Origin of the sequence: Achromobacter denitrificans NBRC 15125, from assembly GCF_001571365.1 — a bacterium.
GTDB lineage: Bacteria > Pseudomonadota > Gammaproteobacteria > Burkholderiales > Burkholderiaceae_B > Achromobacter > Achromobacter denitrificans.
This window is the reverse complement of sequence record NZ_BCTQ01000018.1, coordinates 14,339-34,717: the sequence shown is the minus strand read 5'-3', so window position 1 is coordinate 34,717 and position 20,379 is coordinate 14,339. Positions and strand designations below refer to the sequence as shown.

18 protein-coding genes and 1 tRNA gene are annotated in these 20,379 nt (G+C 66.3%); 8 read left to right on the top strand and 11 right to left on the bottom strand.

Annotated features, from left to right (window positions below):
* Positions 1–64: 64 nt before the first annotated feature.
* Genes ADE01S_RS16225 through ADE01S_RS16205 form a run of 5 tightly spaced genes read right to left on the bottom strand, consistent with a single transcriptional unit; the run spans position 65 to position 6,876 of the window.
* A complete protein-coding gene (locus tag ADE01S_RS16225) occupies positions 65–649 on the bottom strand; it encodes a glycerol-3-phosphate responsive antiterminator (RefSeq protein ID WP_062682762.1) in 585 nt (194 codons plus the stop codon).
* 2 nt (positions 650–651) lie between these two features.
* Positions 652–2,208: an FAD-binding oxidoreductase gene (locus ADE01S_RS16220; RefSeq protein ID WP_062682761.1), complete on the bottom strand. Its 1,557-nt coding sequence runs from the start codon at positions 2,206–2,208 to the stop codon at positions 652–654.
* A complete protein-coding gene (locus ADE01S_RS16215; protein WP_062682760.1) occupies positions 2,208–3,884 on the bottom strand; it encodes a glycerol-3-phosphate dehydrogenase/oxidase in 1,677 nt (558 codons plus the stop codon). Before ADE01S_RS16215 ends, ADE01S_RS16220 begins: the two co-directional genes overlap by 1 nt.
* The gene (locus ADE01S_RS16210; RefSeq protein ID WP_062682759.1) at positions 3,881–5,422 is read right to left on the bottom strand and encodes an FGGY family carbohydrate kinase; all 1,542 of its coding nucleotides are present in this window, start codon (positions 5,420–5,422) and stop codon (positions 3,881–3,883) included. The genes ADE01S_RS16215 and ADE01S_RS16210 overlap by 4 nt, the downstream gene beginning before the upstream one ends.
* On the bottom strand, positions 5,419–6,876 hold the full coding sequence (locus ADE01S_RS16205) for an MFS transporter (RefSeq protein ID WP_062682758.1): 1,458 nt from the start codon (positions 6,874–6,876) through the stop codon (positions 5,419–5,421). Before ADE01S_RS16205 ends, ADE01S_RS16210 begins: the two co-directional genes overlap by 4 nt.
* A gap of 622 nt (positions 6,877–7,498) precedes the next feature.
* On the opposite strand from ADE01S_RS16205, the gene ADE01S_RS16200 reads away from it, so the two are divergent.
* The gene (locus ADE01S_RS16200) at positions 7,499–7,738 is read left to right on the top strand and encodes a hypothetical protein (RefSeq protein ID WP_062682757.1); all 240 of its coding nucleotides are present in this window, start codon (positions 7,499–7,501) and stop codon (positions 7,736–7,738) included.
* On the opposite strand, the gene ADE01S_RS16195 is transcribed toward ADE01S_RS16200, so the two are convergent.
* The 4 genes from ADE01S_RS16195 to ADE01S_RS16185 form a co-directional block, all read right to left on the bottom strand.
* Complete coding sequence (locus ADE01S_RS16195; protein ID WP_062682756.1) at positions 7,735–8,103, bottom strand: hypothetical protein; 369 nt, start codon at positions 8,101–8,103, stop codon at positions 7,735–7,737. The two genes, ADE01S_RS16200 and ADE01S_RS16195, sit on opposite strands and share 4 nt — an antisense overlap.
* A 30-nt stretch (positions 8,104–8,133) precedes the next feature.
* A complete protein-coding gene (locus ADE01S_RS32115; protein WP_255220865.1) occupies positions 8,134–8,256 on the bottom strand; it encodes a hypothetical protein in 123 nt (40 codons plus the stop codon).
* Between the two features lie 218 nt (positions 8,257–8,474).
* Positions 8,475–8,723: a hypothetical protein gene (locus ADE01S_RS16190; protein WP_062682755.1), complete on the bottom strand. Its 249-nt coding sequence runs from the start codon at positions 8,721–8,723 to the stop codon at positions 8,475–8,477.
* A 106-nt stretch (positions 8,724–8,829) separates the two neighbouring features.
* Positions 8,830–10,254, bottom strand: a complete 1,425-nt coding sequence (locus ADE01S_RS16185; RefSeq protein ID WP_062682842.1) for a cytochrome P450 — start codon at positions 10,252–10,254, stop codon at positions 8,830–8,832.
* 116 nt (positions 10,255–10,370) lie between these two features.
* On the opposite strand from ADE01S_RS16185, the gene ADE01S_RS16180 reads away from it, so the two are divergent.
* The gene (locus ADE01S_RS16180; RefSeq protein WP_062682754.1) at positions 10,371–11,303 is read left to right on the top strand and encodes a helix-turn-helix domain-containing protein; all 933 of its coding nucleotides are present in this window, start codon (positions 10,371–10,373) and stop codon (positions 11,301–11,303) included.
* Between the two features lie 209 nt (positions 11,304–11,512).
* Here the strand turns inward: ADE01S_RS16180 and ADE01S_RS16175 are convergent, their stop codons facing one another.
* Complete coding sequence (locus ADE01S_RS16175; RefSeq protein WP_062682753.1) at positions 11,513–12,352, bottom strand: biotin/lipoyl-containing protein; 840 nt, start codon at positions 12,350–12,352, stop codon at positions 11,513–11,515.
* A gap of 415 nt (positions 12,353–12,767) precedes the next feature.
* Here ADE01S_RS16175 and ADE01S_RS31270 point away from each other — a divergent pair, with 415 nt between their 5' ends.
* Entirely contained in the window at positions 12,768–13,901 is a 1,134-nt protein-coding gene (locus ADE01S_RS31270; protein WP_165695607.1) for a murein hydrolase activator EnvC family protein, read from the top strand.
* A 231-nt stretch (positions 13,902–14,132) separates the two neighbouring features.
* Here the strand turns inward: ADE01S_RS31270 and ADE01S_RS16160 are convergent.
* Positions 14,133–14,219 (bottom strand) — tRNA-Leu (locus tag ADE01S_RS16160).
* Positions 14,220–14,264: 45 nt separating this feature from the next.
* Here ADE01S_RS16160 and dapC point away from each other — a divergent pair.
* From dapC to ADE01S_RS16135, 5 genes are all read left to right on the top strand, one after another.
* Positions 14,265–15,461, top strand: coding sequence for a succinyldiaminopimelate transaminase (dapC, locus tag ADE01S_RS16155; RefSeq protein ID WP_062682750.1), 1,197 nt, complete (start codon positions 14,265–14,267; stop codon positions 15,459–15,461).
* A gap of 24 nt (positions 15,462–15,485) precedes the next feature.
* A complete protein-coding gene (gene dapD, locus ADE01S_RS16150) occupies positions 15,486–16,307 on the top strand; it encodes a 2,3,4,5-tetrahydropyridine-2,6-dicarboxylate N-succinyltransferase (protein ID WP_062682749.1) in 822 nt (273 codons plus the stop codon).
* Positions 16,307–17,467 (top strand): succinyl-diaminopimelate desuccinylase, encoded by a 1,161-nt coding sequence (gene dapE / locus ADE01S_RS16145; protein ID WP_062682748.1) that lies wholly within the window; start codon positions 16,307–16,309, stop codon positions 17,465–17,467. The genes dapD and dapE overlap by 1 nt, the downstream gene beginning before the upstream one ends.
* An 83-nt stretch (positions 17,468–17,550) precedes the next feature.
* Positions 17,551–18,447 (top strand): 50S ribosomal protein L3 N(5)-glutamine methyltransferase, encoded by an 897-nt coding sequence (gene prmB / locus ADE01S_RS16140; protein ID WP_062682747.1) that lies wholly within the window; start codon positions 17,551–17,553, stop codon positions 18,445–18,447.
* Positions 18,444–20,378 carry an ABC-F family ATP-binding cassette domain-containing protein gene (locus ADE01S_RS16135; RefSeq protein ID WP_087881352.1) on the top strand — a complete coding sequence of 645 codons (1,935 nt, stop codon included), beginning with the start codon at positions 18,444–18,446 and terminating at the stop codon, positions 20,376–20,378. The genes prmB and ADE01S_RS16135 overlap by 4 nt, the downstream gene beginning before the upstream one ends.
* Position 20,379 lies beyond the last annotated feature (1 nt).

Genomic DNA, 20,379 nt, shown 5'->3' with positions numbered 1-20,379 from the left:
GGATCGTCCGGACGGACTAGCACGCGGGCGCGGGGCGGGCTCGCGGAGCCCGCCCCGCCGCCGCTTACTGCTTGAGCCGGCGAGGATCCAGTCCCCACAAGGCATGGTCGCTGGTGGACACGCCCACCGCCCCGTGCCGCATGGCGATGCCCACGTCCGTCTCGTTGCACACGAAGCCCGAGGCGACGATGGGCGGCAGCGCCTTCAGGTCCTGCGCCGCCATGTGCGAAAGCATCGGCGCGGGCATCAGCTGGACCAGGTTGGGATCGCTCTGCTCCAGGGCCTTCACGCTGCGCGGCCAGGTGGAGCGGTCGGTGACGAACACCTTCTGCATGGTCACCATGCCCGCCCGGTTGGCCCGCTGGATGGTTGCCACCCGGGTGGACACCAGGCTCGCCACGCCGATATCGGCCAGGTACTCGACGCCGCCCTTGTCCTGGGAGAGGCCCTCGCAGCTGTCGATATTGACGATGACGAATTTCCCCGCCCGGTTCAGCGCCGAGATCACCGGCGCAAGCTTGCGCAGCTCCACGTTGGCCACGATGGCGATCTCGGCGTCGCTGCCGACGAAGGTGTTGATCTGCTCAACCCCGTACAGCGTCGCGATGACCGGATGGCGCGCCAGGCATGCCCCGAATGATCTGTCCATGGTTACCGCCTGTCCTGGTCGTAGTGGAGCTCGTCGCTCAGGCCGAGCTTTCCGGGATTGAGGATGTTCTGCGGATCCAGCGTGCGCTTGATCGCGCTCAGCACCTGGAATCCGCTGCCCAGCGATTCCTGCATGTACGGCGCGCGCAGCAGGCCCACGCCGTGGTGGTGGCTGAGCGCCGCATTGTATTTAATCAGCACCGCGTTGGCGGCATCCCAGGCCTGGCGATACCACTTGGCGCGGTTCTCGACTTCCACCTCGCCGCGCAGCGAAAAATACAGGCAGGCGCCGTCGACGTAGGCGTGCGACTGGTGCGCGGACCCGGCCAGCGTGCCGGGAACCGCGTTGATGGCCGCCACCACCTCCGTGTAGATCGCGGCCAGGTCGCTCCAGCGCCCGGCCATTTCCAGCGTGTCGGCCACGAAGCCCGGACTGCGCTTGAATCCCTCGGCGCTCTTGCCCGTGAGGTAGCGCGTATCCAGCCAGCGCTCGAACACGGCGGCGCCGTCCAGCTTCTCGCCCAGTTCCTCGCACACGCCTTCGCTGATCTCCATGACCGCGTCCACGATCGGGCGGGCGCCTTCGTCGGCCACCAGCAGCACGTTGAGGTCGGGTCGGTTGAACTGCACCCCGCTTTCCAATTCGTCGTACAGGCGCAGCGCCGCCGGATTCGCGCCGCGCTGCATGATCTCGCGGCAGGCATCCAGCCCGATGGCGAAGGTCTTGAAGCCATAGGCGATGGCGCGGCCGTAATCCGGCAGCCGATGCAGCTTCAGGCGCACGCGCACCACCACGCCCAGCGTGCCCTCCGAGCCGATGAACACCTGCTGCAGGTCCGAGCCCAGCGCCGCGCGCGAATAGCCGCCCACCGTGATCAGGCTGCCGTCGGCCAGCACCACGTCCATGCCGAACACCATGTCCTCGATCTTGCCGTAGCGCGTCGACAACTGCCCCGCGCCGCGGCAGGCCACCCAGCCGCCCACCGTGCTGATGCCGAACGACGACGGCCAGTGGCCCATCGTCAGGCCGTACTCGCCCTGCACGGTCTGCTCGAACACGTCGCCGAACATGCCGGCCTCGACTTCCACGATCTGGCTTTCGCGGTCCACGCCGATCAGCCGGTTCAACGCGCACACGTCCAGCACGATGCCGCCGCGCACCGGCAATGCCGCGCCGGTCACGTTGCTGCGGCCCGCCGACACCGTCACCGGCACGGCGGCCGCGTTGGCGATGCGCATGACGGCCTGCACCTGCTCGACCGTGGACGCCTTGGCGATCACCGCTTGCGGCGTGGCCGGCCTGCCCGCCGTCTCCGTCATCATCGAGCCGGCCCACCAGTCGCGGGTCCAGGCGACCACCTCGGCCGTGGCGGTCAGCACCTCGTCGCAGGCGCCGCGCAGGGCGGCGACGAGTTCGCCCGGCACCGCCACGGGATCGCGCTGCAGGCCGGGCTCCGTGCCCGTCTGCGTCAACGCGGCCGCGTAGGCCGGCGGCGTGTGCGCGCCCACCACGTAGTTGCCACGGTTGTAGCCGCGCTTGATGGCTTCTTTACTGATCATTACTGCTCTCCCATGAGAATCGACTTTTCGTGCTTGATGGCGGCGAGGTAGTCAGCGACCTGCCGAGCGATAACGGTTTCCGGCAGGCCGAGTTCGGCCTGCAGCAATTGGCCCACGCGCGCGGCGGCGCGGGCCGAGGCGTCGCGCGCCATGAGGCGCGCCCGCATGCGGCGCGAAAGCACGTCCTCGACCGTGCCGGCGAGCTCGTGCCGGGCGGCGTAGACGACTTCCGCTTCGGTGTAGGGCAGGCCCTCGACGATGGGCGCGACCAGCGCCGGCGCCTGCTCCAGGATGTCGCTGACGAAGCGGGCCTCGGTGCCGTAGCGCTCGCCCAGATGGGCGGACAGCCCGCCCGAGGCCACGATGGCTTGCGGGTCGTAGCCCGCCGCGCCCAGCAGGTAGGCGCGCCGGGTCTGACAACGGGCGGTCTTGCCGATCACCCGCTGCGCGGCGTCTATCGTCTGCTCCGCCATATGGCGCGAGGTGGTGAGCTTGCCGCCCACGACCGTGACCAGGCCGTCGTCGGCGACGCGGATCACGTGGTTGCGCTTGATTTCCAGGGTCTTTCCGCCCGGCGGGGCCACCAGCGGCCGACAGCCCGCGATGCTGCCCACTGCGTCCTCGGCCCGCAGGTCCACCTTCAATGCCGAGCGCGCGCCCTCCAGCAGGAAGTCCAGTTCGCGCCGGGTGCAATACACGTCGTCGAGGTCGCCCTCATAGTCTTCGTCGGTGGTGCCCAGATAGGACAGGTTGCCCCAGCGCGTGATCGTCGCGCGGCGGCTGCGGCCGGGAACCGGGATGGTCACGGTGCAGTCGTTGCGCACCTTCAGCCAGGGCACCGCCACGTGCACGCCCTTGGCCGGGCGGACCTGCAGCGAAGACGCATCGTCCTTGCGGGCGCCGGTCCAGTCGCGCAGCCAGACGCCGGTGGCCATCACGACCACGCCGGCGCGCGCGCGGATCTCCCGCCCGCCGGCCTGGACGACGACGCCGTCGACCTTGCCCCGCGCATTGCGCGTGATCTCCACGGCCTTGGCGTGGTTGACGACGGCGGCCCCGTGGAAGGCGGCGGTGCGCGCCACCGTCAGCGTCAGGCGCGCGTCGTCCACCCGCGCGTCGAAATACAGAAATCCCCCCAGCAGCCCTTCTTCCTTGAAGGTCGGACAGTGCGACAGCACCTCGGCCGGCGTCAGCTTCTGGTGCAGGATGCCTTCGCGCCAGCCGCCCGCCACGTCGTAGGTCCAGAGCAGGCTCTCGAAGGCCTTGGACAGGCGCTTGTCGAACACGCCGTCCTTCTCCAGGATGGGAAACAGAAACGGCAGCCGCTGCACCAGGTGCCGGGCATTGCGGCGCAACCGCTGGCGCTCGTGCAGCGAATGGCGCACGAGGCCGAGATTGCCCTGCTCGATGTAGCGCAGGCCGCCGTGCACCATCTTCGAGGATTTCGAGGACGTGCCAGACGCGAAGTCGTCTTTCTCGATGACGGCCACGCGGTAGCCGCGCAGGCTCGCATCCAAGGCCGCATAGACGCCGGTGATCCCGCCGCCGACGATGACGATGTCGAACTGCTCGGTTTCCAGCCGGTCCAGCTGTTCCTGCCGGTTCAGCCGCAAAGGTTCCGTTCGGGTCATTTCAGCCCGGTCCTTCCTGGGCTTTCTGGATAGCCACCCGATCATTTTTCCAAGACCTCCTCTTTGTCCTGCTTGAATTGCTCCACGTGCTCCAGCTCCGAGGCCACCCGCGAGTGCCACAGGGCCCGCCGCCGCCGCCTTTCGCCTTCGTCGAGCCGCGGCTCGAAGACCGCGTCGGTCACCGTCGTCTCGCGGGCTTCCTGCAGCGAGTTCCACAACAGGCCGGACGAACCGGCCAGGAACGCCACGCCGCGCAGGCTGGCGCGATCGGCTTCCTGCATGCGGCGGATGGGTATGCCCACCAGGTCGGCCTGGATCTGCAAAAGCGCATCGCTGCCCGAGAGCCCGCCGCCCACGACCAGCTCCGATACCCGCACGCCCGACACCTCTTCGTCCGCCTCGATGCAGCTGGCAACGGAATGCGCGATGCCTTCCAGGATGGCGTAGGCCACTTCGGGCTGCGTGGTCGCCATCGACACGCCCGTCAGCGATGCGCGCGCGGAGGCTTCCATCCTGGGCACGCGCAGGCCCGTGAGGGCCGGCACGAACGTCACGCCGCGCGAGGAATCGACGGTGGCGGCCAGCGCGCTGATCTCGCGCGCATCCCGGAACCACTTCAGCTTCTCGCACACCCAGTTCAGGGCCGAGCCGGTGGTCGCGACGAAGGTCTCGACCGCGAAATGCGACACGCCGTCCTGGCGGCGCGCCGTCATCGTGAGCGAACCCTCGAACCGCCCCGAATTCACTGGCGGCTCCGGCCCGATGATCAGGTCGACGAAGCTGCCCGTGCCGTGCACGCACATGGCCTGCCCCCGGTCCAGGCAGCCCAGCCCGACCGCGCCCGCGTGCTGGTCGCCGGCCGACGCCAGGATGGGAACGTCGATGCCCAGCACCTCCTGGCGCGTGCGGCCGAAGTCGTCGGCGTCCTGGCGCAGCGCCGGCAGCAGTTCGGCGGGAAAGCCCAGCGTGGCCAGCCACTCCGGGTAATAGCGGTGCTCGGCCAGCACGTAGGCGCCGGCGGAGGTGGCGTTGGTGGGCGTGGTGACGCATTCGCGCCGATCCGCAAAGTGCCACAGCAGCCAGCTGTCGACGGTGCCGAAGGCCAGGCGCCGCTCGCGCCAGGCCTCGGCCACCTGCGGCGTTTCACGCAGATGATGCGCCGCCCAGAGATAGAGCGAGCGCACCCCGACCGGCCGCCCCACGCGCGCCAGCAGCGGCTGGTCCCATTGCGGCGCCAGCAGGTCCAGCTCGTCCACGTAGCGCGTGTCCTGCCACACCATGGCCGGCGCAAGCGCCCGGCCGCTGCGGGTGTCCCACAGCACGGCCGTGGCGCGTTGGGTGGCGATCGCCAGCGCGACGATCTCCTGCCCCTCGCCCCGCGCGCGCTCGATCGCGCCGCGGCATACCGCGATCGTTTTCTCCAGGATCACGTCGGCGTCCTGCTCGACCACCCCGGGCCTGGGCGTGCTTACCTGCAAGGCGACGTACTCCAGGCAAGACACGTGGCCGTCGGCCGACACGGTCGCCGCGCGCGTGCCGGACGTGCCCTCGTCGATGGCCAGAATCACTTTTCGGTTCGTCATCGCGCGGCTTTTCCGATAGCGGGGTCCAGGGTGGCCGGCGCCGCGTCGTCCTTGAACTGCGGAGCGCCGTCCTCGTTGTCCGGGTTGATGGTGGTGCGCGTCGGATCCCACTTGATCGTGAAGCAGATGATGCTCGCGACCAGCGGAACGATGGACAGGATCAGGAAGGTCTTTTCCAGCCCGTAGTTCTCGCGGAAGATCGGAAACACCAGCAGCCCCACGGCCGCGCCGATCGAACCCAGCGCGCCGATGATGCCGTTCGCGCCGGCCCGCAGCTCGCCGCGGAACGAGAGGGAAGACAGGCTCTTGCCGTTGGCGCCCGGGCCGCCGGAGTGGAACAGGATGAAGAGCGAAGGCACCACCACCGCGAGCCACAGCGGCATCTTGCCGTGGAAGGTGCCCAGGATCAGCAGCATCAGGAACACGGCGGCGAAGCCGAACGCCGACGCGCGCCGCAGGCCCAGCTTGCGTCCGATGAGGGGCGACATGAAGCCGCCGAAGATACCGAAGATGTTGAACACCAGCGCGCCGATCGTGGCGTAGACGAAGTCCTTGCCGAACAGGGCCGCGCTGATCAGCGGCAGGTACCAGCCCACGGCGAAGTACTGGATCGACTGCCCGATCTGCACGGTGGCGGCGAGGATGGTGCGCGGCAGGTACACCCTGCGGAAGATCAGCAGCACGTTGGCCAGGCCGCGACGGGCCTGATTCTTGACCGGCACGCGTTCCTCGACCGGCGCGGCCGCGAAGGTCCGGCCGTAGATGCGGGTCATCGCCGCGGCCGCTTCCACCACGCGTTCCTTGCGGGCCAGCCAGATGGGGCTCTCCACCATATAGCTCATCTGCAGCACCAGGATCACGAGGGCGAAGATCGCGGTGGCCGCGACCGAATAGCGCCAGATCGAATCACCCACGTCCCACGAATGGAACAGCAGCGCCAGCAGCAGGTTGCTGCAGACGGCCGTGTACCACATGCCCTGCCAGGTATTGAGCCGGCTCTTGAGCTTGACGGGCGTGAATTCGGCCAGCACCGCCATCGCGATGGCGAAGTCGATGCCGTAGGCGGCGCCCACGAAGAAGCGGCCCGCCAGGATGACTTCGAATGAAGGCGCGAACACCACCAGCACCGCGCCGATCACGGCGAGCAGCTTGGCGATGATCAATGGACGTATGCGGCCCCAGCGGTCCGCCATCCACCCGCCGATCGGGTTGAAGGCGATGGCGACCCAGGACGCGAAGGACGTCATCAGCGCGACCTGCCCGGCCGACAGCGCCAGGTCGCGCGTCATCGGGCCCAGGCCCGCGCTCAGCGCCGAGTTCGCGAATGCGTCGAGGAACAATCCGCCCAGCGCCAGCCACCAGATAAGGCCGGCCCTGCCTACGATGCCCGGGCGTGAATCGATATAAGCGATGACATCGTCGATGCCACGTATTTTGACGGTCGATGATTGCACAGTGGTCTCCTCTTGGAATTATTTCTGTAAGAGGTCGACGCAACGTGCACGCGATAAAAGACCATCTTACAGATGGTCTTTTATCTAAATCTGTGCGGTGACTTTATGGACTATCGCGAAGGGTGTCAAGGAGGAAAAACACCGAGCGCCCGGTTCCCGGCGGGCCGCGTTCGCCACCGCTGCGGCCCGCGGCTTGCAATATATTTTTAAACAGGCATAGTACGGGCCATTCGAACAGTACGGCCCCGCCACGCGGGGCCTCGTCCGGCCGGCCGCGCAGCATCGCGCGGCCGCGTCCGCGGTAGGAGTGCGCGCGGTGTCTGATGTCCAGGACATGATTCCTCTTCATCAAAACAAGCGGGTGCCGTCGATCCCTGACGCAGCACGGCCCGCTGCCGCCTTGCCGTTGCGCTTCCTCCCCTCGCCCCTTCCCAGCGCGCTCGCGTCCGCCGCCATGCGGTAGCGATCGGCCGCGGCCGTTCCCCACGGAATCGGCCGTCCGGCTTCTCTTCCCCTTCTTTCTCCGTTTTCCGTCTTCGCGGCCATGCGCGCCGCGAGGACTTTCTACGTGCAGACCCGTCAAGAGGCCGACACACCCATCGACCGACTCCAGGAGCGTCACATGCGATTAATCACCGACCAGGAACTCAGCACCATGTCCACCGAAAGCAAACGCCGCCGGCATCAGGAACTGGATCGCAAACTCACCGTCGCCAGCCAACGCGGCTGGTCGTGCGCGCACCGGATCGAAGCGAGCCGCGCCAAGGTCCACGCCGCCATCCAGCTCGACGTCGAGCAGGGCCGCGACACCGTGGTCAAGATCGACAAGCGGCGCGTCCGCGGCGTCCGCGCCTCGAACTAAGCGCGCCCGCCCAGATGGACGCGAGGCGGCGGGCAGCCGATAGCGTTTCCTTCCGGGCCGCAGGTGGACCAGTGTTCCTCGTCGCGGGCCAGGTATTGCAGGAACTGCGCGTAGGCCTGGTCCAGGGCCCGCATCCACGCGGCGCTGTCATGGCGGGCGCAGGATGCGCGCACGGCGCAATTCAGCGTCTCGGCCAGCAGGCCGATCGTCGTGTCGGACATCCGGAAACAGATGGGGGCCTGGCAGGAATGCCGGTGCGCGAGGCGCAACGCCCTGTCGCGCGCCTCCGCCGTGGCCTGCATGTCCGCCACGTCCCGCAGCAACACACTCAGCATCTCGCACCAGTCGGCCAGCAATTTGTGCACGGCTCACCTCGCCAGAACGCGGATGGACGGTCAGTTGGCCGGCGTGCGCGACAGCGCGCCCGTTTCACCGGCAACGCGAAGAAACAAGGCGACCCCGCGCCGCGGGACCCGCGCATCGATGACATCCAGAAATGCAGCGTGCTTGAGCGCCATGGAAGGCCCTCCTTATCGTGCTGTTTTATGGGCAAGCATCCACCGAGAGCGGGAAGATATATGAAAAATGCGAGTTTTCGCACTGGCGTATACCCCTAAGGGCGACGCCGCGCGGCAAAACGCCGCAGCAATCAAACGGCGTTTACCGGTCTTGCAGGCAAAAGCGCGCCGCGCGGGCGCGCCCGCTCATGCGCGGGCCCGGGGCTCCGCGCCCGCGTTCAACTGCACGTGACGACGCTGACCATGCTGATAGCACTGACCAGATACTGCATCGCGGCAGCTTTTTCCGGCGTTTGATACACGGATGAGTTTTCCAGCTTCACGAGCGCATGCCGCATCAGCTCGACCGGAGACATCGCGGACACATTGGAGGCCAGCGAAACGGCACCATTCCCGCGCCATCCCTGGGCTTCCGCCTCGAATGCCAAGGGATCCGCGACCGCGTCGGGCAAGGGTTTGAGTTTCATCGGGCACTCCTTGGCCATGTCTGGGAAGAATGGGATCAGAGTTTGCACCCGCACAAAAGTTCCGGCCGGACGCGGCGGAGCGGAGTTCCGGCCCGCTATCCGTCGGTCAATCGGCGTCTTCGTCCGTCTCGGCAATCGCCAGGTGCAGAGGCTGCTCCGGGCGAAGGGTCACATTGAGCACGGGACGTGGCGGCGCCATGCCAACTGGAACCGCCAGCGTGAAGCGCCGCAGCAATTGCGCAGCGATCACCGTCATTTCGGCCATGGCCAAATGCTGCCCCAGACAGACTCGCGGCCCCACGCCGAACGGAATATAGGCGCCCCGCGGCACTTCCGCCGCGTCCTGCGCAAAGCGCTCGGGCCGGAACGCTTCGGGATCCGGAAACCATCGCGGGTCGTGATGCAGGGCGTGCACCGGGATCATGAACAGCGTGCGCGCCGGGAACGTCCACTCCCCCAGTTTGATCGCGCATTCTGCACGACGGCTCATGAGTAGCGGCGCGACGGGATAAAGCCTCAACGCCTCCTTGATCGTTTGAGTCAGATAGGCGGCTTCCTGGCATGCCTCGACCGCGGGCGGTCTGCCCCGCAACACCCGCCGGACTTCCTTGCGCGCGGCGCTTTGCGCTTCGGGATTGGAAGCCATGCACCATGCCCACCACACCAGACTCGCCGCCGTCGTTTCGTGGCCCGCGAGGAAGGTGGTCATGCATTCATCGCGCACGTCCTGAAGCGTCTGCTCCGATGCGTCTTCGCGGGATTGCAGAAGGCGCGTCAGGATATCTTCCGGCCATGCTTCGCGCGGCCGTTTCAGACGGCTCTGTATATGCCGTTCGATCAGTTCTTTCAACGTCCATAATGCGCGTCGCTTCTCGCGCTTCCAGGGCAACCAATCCGGCCCGCTGAACAGGCTATAGAACTCGGCATTGGCGGCTGCGCTCGTTACGCGGACGGCCTGTTCGACCGCGCGCACGTCCTCCCCGAGACGATCCGAGAATGCCAAGCGGAGAATCACGTCCATGGTCAACGTCGTCAGCTCGCGTTCGATCGGCCAGTAGGCATGGTTTTGCGGCCACTGCGCGAACGCCTGCGCCGCGGTGTCGACTATCGTCGGCGAAAGGCGCTGAACGGCTTTGGGGGAGAAACCGGGAACCAGGGCGTGCCGGCGGCGACGCCATGCCTCTCCTTCCGCGGTCAGCACGCTGTGGCCGTGCACTTGCGAAAACACACGAATGCCTCGTTCCCAACGGATCAGCGCATCATGGTGCGCGACCAGAAGCTCCCGAGCGAGTCGAGGGTCGGTGACGACGACCGTGTGTTCCGGCCAGATCCGCAGATGCATGACGTCGCCGTGCGACTTCCGCCATGCGGCCAACGCGCCGGGCAAATCGCCTGCCATGGCTCTCAGTAGTTTCCATCCCGTCAGGCCCGCCCGCGGACCGGGCGGCCACTTATCCGCGGAACCCTCGGCCCGCGTCGCGGCGGAGGCATTGCGATGAATCGGACATTGACGTTCTGACGGGGTGCTCACGATGTCGGTAATCCTTGTGGACGGTTGCCCGATTCTGGGCCGAACGCCGCGGAACCTCTTGAACGCAAACGACATCGGCAGCCTCGCCCGGCGCAGCTCCCCTATACTCCGCGCTCATGGACCCGACGCCCGCCGTTTTTTCCTGCCCCGAGCCCCTGACCCGCGCTCCCATCGCGGCAATGGGCGGCCAAGTCCCGCGCGGACGTCTTCATCTCGCCCCGCTCGGCTTGCAAGGCGCCGTTACCGCGGTCGTCTGCCGGGATACGCGCGGCGTCGCCTTGACCGACGCACAACGCCTGACTCACCTGCCCGCCTCGCCCCTGGTGAGCCTGACGTGGTTCCAGGATGCCGAGGCGGGCAACGTCGAACACACGGAGAAAAACGTCGAATGGACGCCATTTGATTCGCCCATCGTGCTTTCCGGCACCCACTCCAGCCCCACCGTAAGCTGGGCGCCGACCGGAGGCCGCGTGGGGATGATCTGCTTCGACGCCAGCGCGGCTCAATCCCTGTTCCAGATCGATCTGGCCGCCATTCAGGACAGGACCGTCGATGCGCGCGAGCTGCTCCGCGACGCTTGGCAGCCGCTCCTCGCAGACCTGCTGGCCTCGAACGATGACGCTGCCGCGCTCGCCGCGCTTCAGCGGCACCTGGTGCCGCGCTGGCGCGCAGTCGGCTCTCCCGCCTCGCCTTCCCCCTCGTTGCGCGAAGCCGGCCGCCATTGGGTCAACCGGCTGTCCTGGCAAGCACACGAATGGCGGCGGTCCCACAGCCCGCGCCACGTCGAGCGTCGCATCAAGGCGTACAGCGGCCGCTCGCTGCGGGAATGGCAGTCGCTCGTGAAGACGGAGGGCTTGTTCTTTTCCGCCCGCGCCCGCTTCGAAAACACGGGGGCTCTGGATTGGGCAGGGATCGCCCACGATGAGGGCTTTGCCGACCAGGCGCACCTGAGCCGTGCCGTGAAACGCATTACCGGCTTTTCACCGGGCGAGTTCGCGCGGCGATTCGCGGAGGACGAGTCGTTTTGGGTGTATCGACTGTGGGTTTGATACTGAGCCGCCGCGACGCGCCCCGGACAGCCGGCTGAAATTCGGCGCCACGAAAAAGTCGCCGGTTGCAGATTGAGTCGCAGCTTTGATCGCGCCCCGACTGTCAACCTTCGCTTCCTGCCGAGGTCGCAGGGTCGCCGGTTTCGAGGAAATGGCAAGCATCCGCTTGCACCAGGGCCCGGGCGAAATCGCTCAGTATTGGGGCCATGCTATGCAAGTTCGAACAGCGGATCGCCCGGTTTCAACGTATCGCCCACATTGGCCAGGATTCTTCGAATCGTGCCTTCCTCCCTGGCTGGGATCTCAAGGATTGCCTTGGCCCCCTCCAGATCCAACATGATGTCTCCAACCTCCAAGCGCTGACCAATGGAGACACGAAGCCCTATCACCTTCCAGTCCGACTCGCCCCCAGTGTCTTCAAGGAGCACCAGCCGGTCTCGTGCCGCCGCTTGGGGCGCATCGCTCGCAAGCAGGCTCAGGATATCTTCGCTATCGCCCTTTATGAAGTCGGCAATCTGCCTCCATGGAAGCCGCCGCTGTAACTCGAGCGTGCCGCGCGAATACTCCAGCACATTTTCGCGAAGGTCCGTCGCTAGCGCTCGAACGGCGCTCCGCCCGCCTTCGTCCACGGCCAGCGCATGAAGCGATATCAGACGAACCGATTCGCCGGCCAGCCATGGGCCGAACCAATTGGATTTCCCTTCGGCAAGCCTGTTTTTAGCTTGTTCAACTTGCTCGGACAACGAAGCGACCGCGGACGCCAACAGCGTTCGATCCCGTACTTCCAGCGCCAGCTTCACGGTCTTCACGGCCGCCCCGAGGCGCTCGTACTGATTCTGCTCGAACTTCTTCTCCACGGCGTCCACGATGCTGCTCGCTACCGCATCTAGCTGGCGCGACAGATCGGCGATGGCAGACAAGACCGGCTGCGAATATTCAAAGGAGGCGCGACCGCCGTGGCCGTCTTCCGCGAGGGCTTGTTTGCCCTCTCTGACCATGGAGAGAAACAACTTTGCTATCCGAAAGCCTTCATTGAACGTGTCGACCATTTTCGACATTCCGAACACCCCGCCTGTTGAGCATTGAGGGACGCATTGTAATGAGGCCGCGGCGGATTCCGGCGCGGATCTCCATGTCCTCCCCTCTCGGTCTGAGCCTGAGCGTGTGAACGGCGGAGCCCTAGCCGGCCTCCTGGGCGGATATCCACGACGACCCGATTGTGGACGTGGCGGACGAGCGCTGCGTCATGGAGTGCGGATCGGATGATGGCGGAACTGCTGGAGGCGCCGCGCAGAAGCTGCGAAAGGAAATAGAGCCACAGTGGAGATTGCCATAGCCATTGCGCTCGATGGTGAACCGAAAATTCTGGACCGCGCCTCCCCCAATTGAGGGAGTCGAAAAAAGTCGCGCACCGGTATGCTAAGGCAACTTATGGTTCGAACAAGCGCTGCGGGAACCTACCTATTGGACGAAGCCATGCGACACAAAGCCAGACCGGCGATCATGCGCTACTGCCTCTCTCTGCTCTTAATCGTCGCAAGCGCCGCCTCGATCGCGCAAGAGCTCGCTTGGCCCACGACAAGCAGAAATGTTAAGCAGGCCACGACCCCTTTCTTGAAAAAGGCCATCATCATCACGGGCGTAGCCGGCAGCCCGATCACCGCGGCCGCGGATGGGGAGGTGAAATACGCGGGCGACGGGGTCAAGGACCTCGGAAATCTAGTAGTCATCCAACACGATAATGGCCTTATGACGGCATACGGCAACAACCAAGAGTTGTTCGTTCAAACTGGGCAAATCGTGAAACGCGGACAGAAGATCGCGACAATGGGGAGTACCGATGCCACACGCGTCCAACTAACGTTCGACGTTCGTTTGAATGGAAACCCTGTAGATCCAATGGCGCACCTGCCCCCAACTGACGCCAAGCCGCGATCCACAGCGCCCTCTCACGCAAGCGCGAGCAGTTCAAACACAACAGGAAGCGGATCGACCGGGGCTGCGTACTATCTCACTCGAATGAAGCAGCCGAGGACTGATGGCCAGCTTCCGCACGCCGGATTCGGATTGATCGCCGCGAATTCCGAATCCGAGGCGAAAAGCCGGACCCTCGACATTGAAAACCGGCCTAACCGACAGCTCAGCTTGCCACTATGGACGGTGGAAGAGGTCGGGAAATGCAAACCCGGCTGGGCGGCCAACCTGCATATAACGAATGGGAACGTGACCGCCAGAGCCAGCGCCGTATGCGGTCTGCCAACACTTCAAGCCGCCATCCAGATGTTGATGTCGAAGTGCCGAGCCATGGCAAGCCCTGCCCAATGCGGCGGCGTGCCTGCTCAGACGGGCACGGCCATTTTCCTGCGTTTCGTCCAGATTCCCACTGGAAAACCTACCGTGTCGAGAATCTGGGGCACTGACGGCGACGTCGGAAGAAACGATTTGCCGGGAGGCTATTGCCTCTTTCAGCGGGACGGCATGGAGCAGTTTTTCTTCGTGCAAGGCGGCAGTGATTCCGAAATGTGCCGCAGAAGCGACTCCCAATTCAGATTCGTGGTTCGAGAGGTGCAGGGCCAGGGCGTGCTCCTACGCCCTTGATCGCCGCCACTCCGAACCCGGTCGGCGCTGCGGGGGCGCTGTCTCCACGCCTGCGGAAAGAGCCCGTTGCCCCCCTCTTTGGTGTAAATCCTGGCGTGGATTTGGCGTAGCAAAGTGGGAAATTTAATAGGGACGCATTAAATTCGTGGGCAAAAAAACCCCCGAGGAATTCGTTCCTCGGGGGTTCCATGACATCGTTGACGCAAGGTCAGAACAGTGTCAGACAATAGGTGGTGCGAAGGAGGGGACTCGAACCCCTACACCTGTTACGGCGTCAGGACCTAAACCTGGTGCGTCTACCAATTTCGCCACCTTCGCAAAGCCAAGCCCGCTATTGTAGCTTGCTTGTTAAAATCTTGCGTCATGAATCCGCGCCTCGATGCTCTACACCCCTATCCGTTCGAAAAACTGCGGGCTTTGCTGGCCTCGGCCGCCCAGCAGCCGGACGGCCTGACGCCCATCAATCTGTCGATCGGCGAGCCCAAACACGCCGCGCCCGAGCGCGTCGGACAGGCGATCCGCGACAATCTCGCGGGCCTGTCGGTCTACCCGTCCACCAAGGGCGACCCGGCCTTGCGCCGGGCGATCTCGGAGTGGCTGGCGCGCCGCTACAGCATCCCCGCCCCGGATCCGGAGACGCAGGTGCTGCCGGCGCTGGGCTCGCGCGAGGCGCTGTTCGCGTTCACGCAGACGGTCATCGATCCGTCGGCGGGATCGGTGGTGGTGTGCCCCAATCCCTTCTATCAAATCTACGAGGGCGCGGCCCTGCTGGCCGGCGCCACCCCCTATTTCGTCAACGCCGACCCGGTGCGCAATTTCAGCAGCGACTGGAACCAGGTGCCTGCGGACGTCTGGAAGAAGACGCGCCTGGTTTTCGTGTGCTCGCCCGGCAACCCGGCCGGCAACGTCATGTCGCTGGACGAGTGGAAGACGCTGTTCGAGCTGTCCGACCGGCACGGTTTCGTCATCGTCTCGGACGAGTGCTATTCCGAGATCTACCTGGACGAAGGCAATCCGCCGCTGGGCGGGCTGCAGGCGGCACGCCGCCTGGGCCGGGACGACTACCGCAACCTGGTCGCGTTCTCCAGCCTGTCCAAGCGTTCCAACGTGCCGGGGCTGCGCTCTGGCTTCGTGGCGGGCGACGCCGCGCTGGTGGGCCGTTTCCTGCTGTACCGTACGTATCATGGCAGCGCGATGAGTCCGATCGTGTCCGCGGCGAGCATCGCGGCCTGGACGGACGAAGCGCACGTGAAGGACAACCGCCGCCTGTACCGCGAAAAGTTCGACGCGGTGGTGCCCATCCTGCAGAACGTGCTCGACGTGTCCCGTCCGCAAGCCTCGTTCTACCTGTGGGCGGCCACGCCGGGCTCGGATACGGCGTTCGCGCGCGACCTTTATGGCCGAACTGGTGTTACCGTGCTGCCGGGCAGCTTCCTGGCGCGGGAAGCGCACGGCGCGAATCCGGGCCAGGGCCGCATCCGCATCGCCCTGGTGGCGCCCTTGGCCGACTGCGTGCAGGCCGCCGAGCGCATCGCCCATTTTGTGCATACTTCTGTTTGATCAACCCTTAAAAGCTGAGCCGCTATGACTCTCGACCTTCAGACCACCATCGAACAAGCCTGGGAAAACCGGGCCAATCTGTCGCCCACCGACGCGAGCGCCGAAGTGCGCGAAGCGGTCGAGCACACCATCGACGGCCTGGATCTGGGCCGCCTGCGCGTCGCCGAGAAAATCAATGACGACTGGGTCGTGCACCAGTGGATCAAGAAGGCCGTGCTGCTGTCGTTCCGCCTGAGCGACAACGCCATCATGGGCCAGGCTCCGCTGCAGTTCTACGACAAGGTGCCGCTCAAGTTCTCGGAATACGGCGACAACGCCTTCAAGCAAGGCGGCTACCGCGTGGTGCCGCCCGCCGTCGCCCGCCGCGGCGCCTACATCGCCCGCAACGTGGTGCTGATGCCCTCCTACGTGAACATCGGCGCCTACGTGGACGAAGGCACGATGGTCGACACCTGGGCCACCGTCGGCTCGTGCGCGCAGATCGGCAAGAACGTTCACCTGTCGGGCGGCGTGGGCATCGGCGGCGTGCTGGAGCCGCTGCAGGCCAACCCCACCATCATCGAAGACAACTGCTTCATCGGCGCCCGCTCGGAAGTCGTGGAAGGCGTGGTCGTGGAAGAGAACTCGGTGCTGGCCATGGGCGTGTTCCTGTCGCAAAGCACCAAGATCTATGACCGCGCCACGGGCAAGATCACCTATGGCCGCGTGCCCTCGGGCTCGGTCGTGGTTCCCGGCTCGCTGCCGTCGGCCGACGGCTCGCACAGCCTGGCCTGCGCCGTCATCGTCAAGCGTGTCGACGCGCAAACCCGCGCCAAGACCAGCATCAACGATCTGCTGAGGGCCTGATGAGCACATCCGCGTCCGCGCCGGCCTCCGCCGTGCTGGATCTGGTCAAGGACCTGATCGCCCGCCCGTCGGTAACGCCGGCCGATGAAGACTGCCAGGCCACGCTTGCCGCGCGCCTGGAGCGCATCGGCTTCCAGTGCGAAACCATCGCCCAGGGCGGCGTGACCAACCTGTGGGCGCGGCGCGGAACCGCCGCGCCGCTGGCGGTGTTCGCCGGCCACACGGACGTGGTGCCTCCGGGCCCGCGCGAAAAGTGGGAAAGCGATCCGTTCGTGCCCACCGAACGCGACGGTTACCTGTACGGCCGCGGCGCGGCCGACATGAAGAGCTCGATCGCCGCCTTCGTGGTGGCGGCCGAGGAATTCGTGGCGGCCCGCCCGCAGCATGCCGGCTCGATCGCGCTCCTGATCACGTCCGACGAGGAAGGCCCGTCCATCGACGGCACCGCCATCGTCTGCGACGCGCTGAAGGCGCGCGGCGAGCAGCTCGACTACTGCATCGTCGGCGAGCCCACCTCGGGCGACGTGCTGGGCGACATCTGCAAGAACGGCCGCCGCGGCTCGCTCTCGGGCAAGCTCACGGTCAAGGGCATCCAGGGCCACGTCGCCTACCCTCATCTGGCGCGCAATCCCGTGCACCAGCTGGCGCCGGCGCTGGCCGAGATCGTCGGCATCGAATGGGACCAGGGCAACGAGTACTTCCCGCCCACGACCTTCCAGGTGTCCAACCTGAACTCGGGCACCGGTGCCACCAACGTGGTGCCGGGCGAGGCGGTCGCGCTCTTCAACTTCCGCTTCTCCACCGCGAGCACGCCGGAAAGCCTGAAGGCCCGCGTGCATGAAGCGCTGGACCGCCATGGCCTGGAGTACGAGCTGGACTGGGAACTGGGCGGCGAGCCCTTCCTGACGCCGCGCGGCTCGCTCAGCGAAGCGCTGTCGTCGGCCATCAAGGACGAAACCGGCGTGTCGACCGAGCTGTCGACCACCGGCGGCACGTCCGACGGCCGCTTCATCGCCAAGATCTGTCCGCAGGTGATCGAGTTCGGCCCGTGCAACGCCACGATCCACAAGGTCAACGAGCGCATCGAGATTTCCTCGCTCGAACCGCTGAAAAACATCTATCGGCGCACGCTGGAAAACCTCCTGCCCGCCAAGTCGTAACCCGTCCCGCGCTTGCCGCGCGGGCCCTCCGCCCCTCGGGAGCTTCCGTTTCCCGAGGGGCGGCCTCATCAAGAAAGCCAGCCATGCATCCATCCCCCCGCCTAGAACTGCAGACCCTGCGCGACCTGATCCGCTATGGCGTCTCGCGCCTGAACGCCGCGCAGGTGGCGCTGGGCCACGGCAGCGACAACGCCTGGGACGAGGCTGTCTACCTGACGCTGCATGCCCTGCATCTGCCGCTGGACACGCTGGAACCCTTCCTCGATGCACGCGTGCTGGGCGAAGAGCGCGATCGCGTGCTGGACCTGATCGACCGCCGCGTCACCGAACGCGTGCCGGCCGCCTACCTCACCAACGAGGCCTGGCTGCGCGGCCACCGCTTCTACGTGGACGAACGCGTGATCGTGCCGCGCTCGCCCATCGCCGAACTGCTGGATGAAGGGCTGTCGCCCTGGGTGCAGGATCCGCTGGCCGTCGAGCGCGTGCTGGACATGTGCACCGGCTCCGGTTGCCTGGCGATCCTGTCGGCCCTGGCCTTCCCCTACGCCCACGTGGACGCGGTGGACCTGTCTCCCGACGCGCTGGACGTGGCGCGCCGCAACGTGGCCGACTACGGCCTGGCCGACCGGCTGGACCTGCACGAAAGCAATCTGTTCGACAATCTGCCGGCGCGCCAGTACGACGTCATCGTCTGCAATCCGCCCTACGTGAACAGCGGCTCGATGGACGCCCTGCCCGAGGAATACCTGCACGAGCCGCAGCTGGCGCTGGCCGGCGGCGACGACGGCATGGACCTGGTGCGCCGCATCCTGGAAGCCGCCCCGCGCTTCCTCGCGCCCGAGGGCGTGCTGGTGCTGGAGATCGGCCACGAACGCGACTTCTTCGAAGCCGCGTTCCCGCAGCTGTCTCCGGTGTGGCTTGATACGGAAGCGGCCTCGGACCAGCTTCTGCTGCTTACCCGCGAGCAATTGAGCCTGTGATACGCGCTACTGGATTGACCCTGCGCCGCGGCACGAAAGTGCTGTTGGACGGCGCCGATTTCGTCGTGCACCCGGGCGAGCGCGTGGGCATCGTCGGCAAGAACGGCGCCGGCAAGTCCACGCTGTTCGCGCTGCTGACCGGCGACCTGGACCTGGACGCCGGCACCCTGACCATGCCTGCCGGCTGGCGCATCGCCAGCGTGGAGCAGGAGATCGACGCGGACGACCGCCCCGCGCGTGAATTCGTCATCGACGGCGACGTGCACTTGCGCGAATTGCAGGCGCGCCGCGCCGCCCTGACGGACGAGCAAGGCACGCAAATCGCCGAAGTGGAAGCGGCGCTGGTGGAAGCCGGCGCCTGGAGCGCGGCCTCGCGCGCCGAGCAACTGCTGGCGGGCCTGGGATTCAAGCCCGCCGAGTGGATGCAGCCGGTAGAGAGCTTCTCCGGCGGCTGGCGCATGCGCCTGGCGCTGGCCCGCGCGCTGATGGCGCCGTCCGAACTGCTGCTGCTGGACGAGCCCACCAACCACCTGGACCTGGACGCCATGCTGTGGCTGGAGAAATGGCTGGGGGCCTATCCGGGCACCGTCATGCTGATCTCCCACGACACCGAGTTCCTGGACGCGGTGGCCAAGTCCATCCTGCACTTCGACCATGCGAAGCTGGTGCGCTACCGCGGCGGCTATGGCGACTTCCTGACGCAGCGCGCCGAGCGCCTGCGCCAGAGCAACATCGCCTACGAACGCCAGACCCGCGAAGCCGCGAGGCTGCAAGGCTTCATCGACCGTTTCAAGGCGAAGGCGTCCAAGGCCAAGCAGGCGCAGAGCCGCGTCAAGGCGCTGGCCCGCATGCAGGTGCTGGCGCCCTTGCAGGCCGAGGCCGGCATCGATATCCGCATTCCCTCGCCCGACCAGGTGCCCGATCCGCTCCTGACCCTGGAGCACCTGTCCGCCGGCTACACCGACGCATCCGGGCAGGCCGTGCCCATTCTTCGCGACGTCACCCTGATGGTGCGCGCGGGCAGCCGCGTGGGCGTGCTGGGCGCCAACGGCGCGGGCAAGAGCACGCTGATCAAGACGCTGGCCGAAGAACTGCCGGTGCAGTCCGGCGAGCGCCGCGCCTCGCGCGGGCTGGCCATCGGCTATTTCCACCAGCACCAGCTCGACATGCTGGACGTGGACAGCACCCCGATCGCGCACCTGGCGCGGCTGGCCCCCGAGGCCCGCGAACAGGAGCTGCGCAACTACCTGGGCGGTTTCGGCTTTTCGGGCGATACCGTGACCAGCAAGGTGGGCCCCATGTCGGGCGGCGAAAAGGCGCGCCTGGCGCTGTCATTGATCGTCTGGCAGAAGCCCAACCTGCTGCTGCTGGACGAACCCAGCAACCACCTGGACGTGGAAACGCGCGAGGCCCTGGCCACGGCGCTGGCGGACTTCGGCGGCAGCATGCTGCTGGTCTCGCACGACCGCCACCTGCTGCGCACCACGGTCGACAGCTTCTGGATCGTGGCCGACGGCGCGGTGCGCGAATTCGACGGCGACCTGGAAGACTATCGGGACTGGCTGGCCGCCCGCAATGCCGGCGAGCGCGCCGAGGCGGCTCGCGAAAGCGCCGCCAACAGCGACCCCGTCGTCGACCGCAAGGCGCAACGCCGGGCCGAGGCCGAACAGCGCCAACGCCTCTCGGCGCTGCGCAAGCCGCTGGAAAGCAAGCTGGCCAAGGTCGATGCCGAAATGGAAAAGCTGCGCGCCAAGCTGCAGGCGCTGGATGCCGTCATCGCCGATCCCGATCTCTATTCGGACGAGCGCCGCGCGGAACGCCAGAAGGTCATGGCCGAGCATGGCGAACACGGCAAGCGGATGGACGAACTGGAAGAGCAGTGGCTGGAGATCCAGGGCTCGCTCGAAGAGATCGAGCAATCGGAATCTTGAA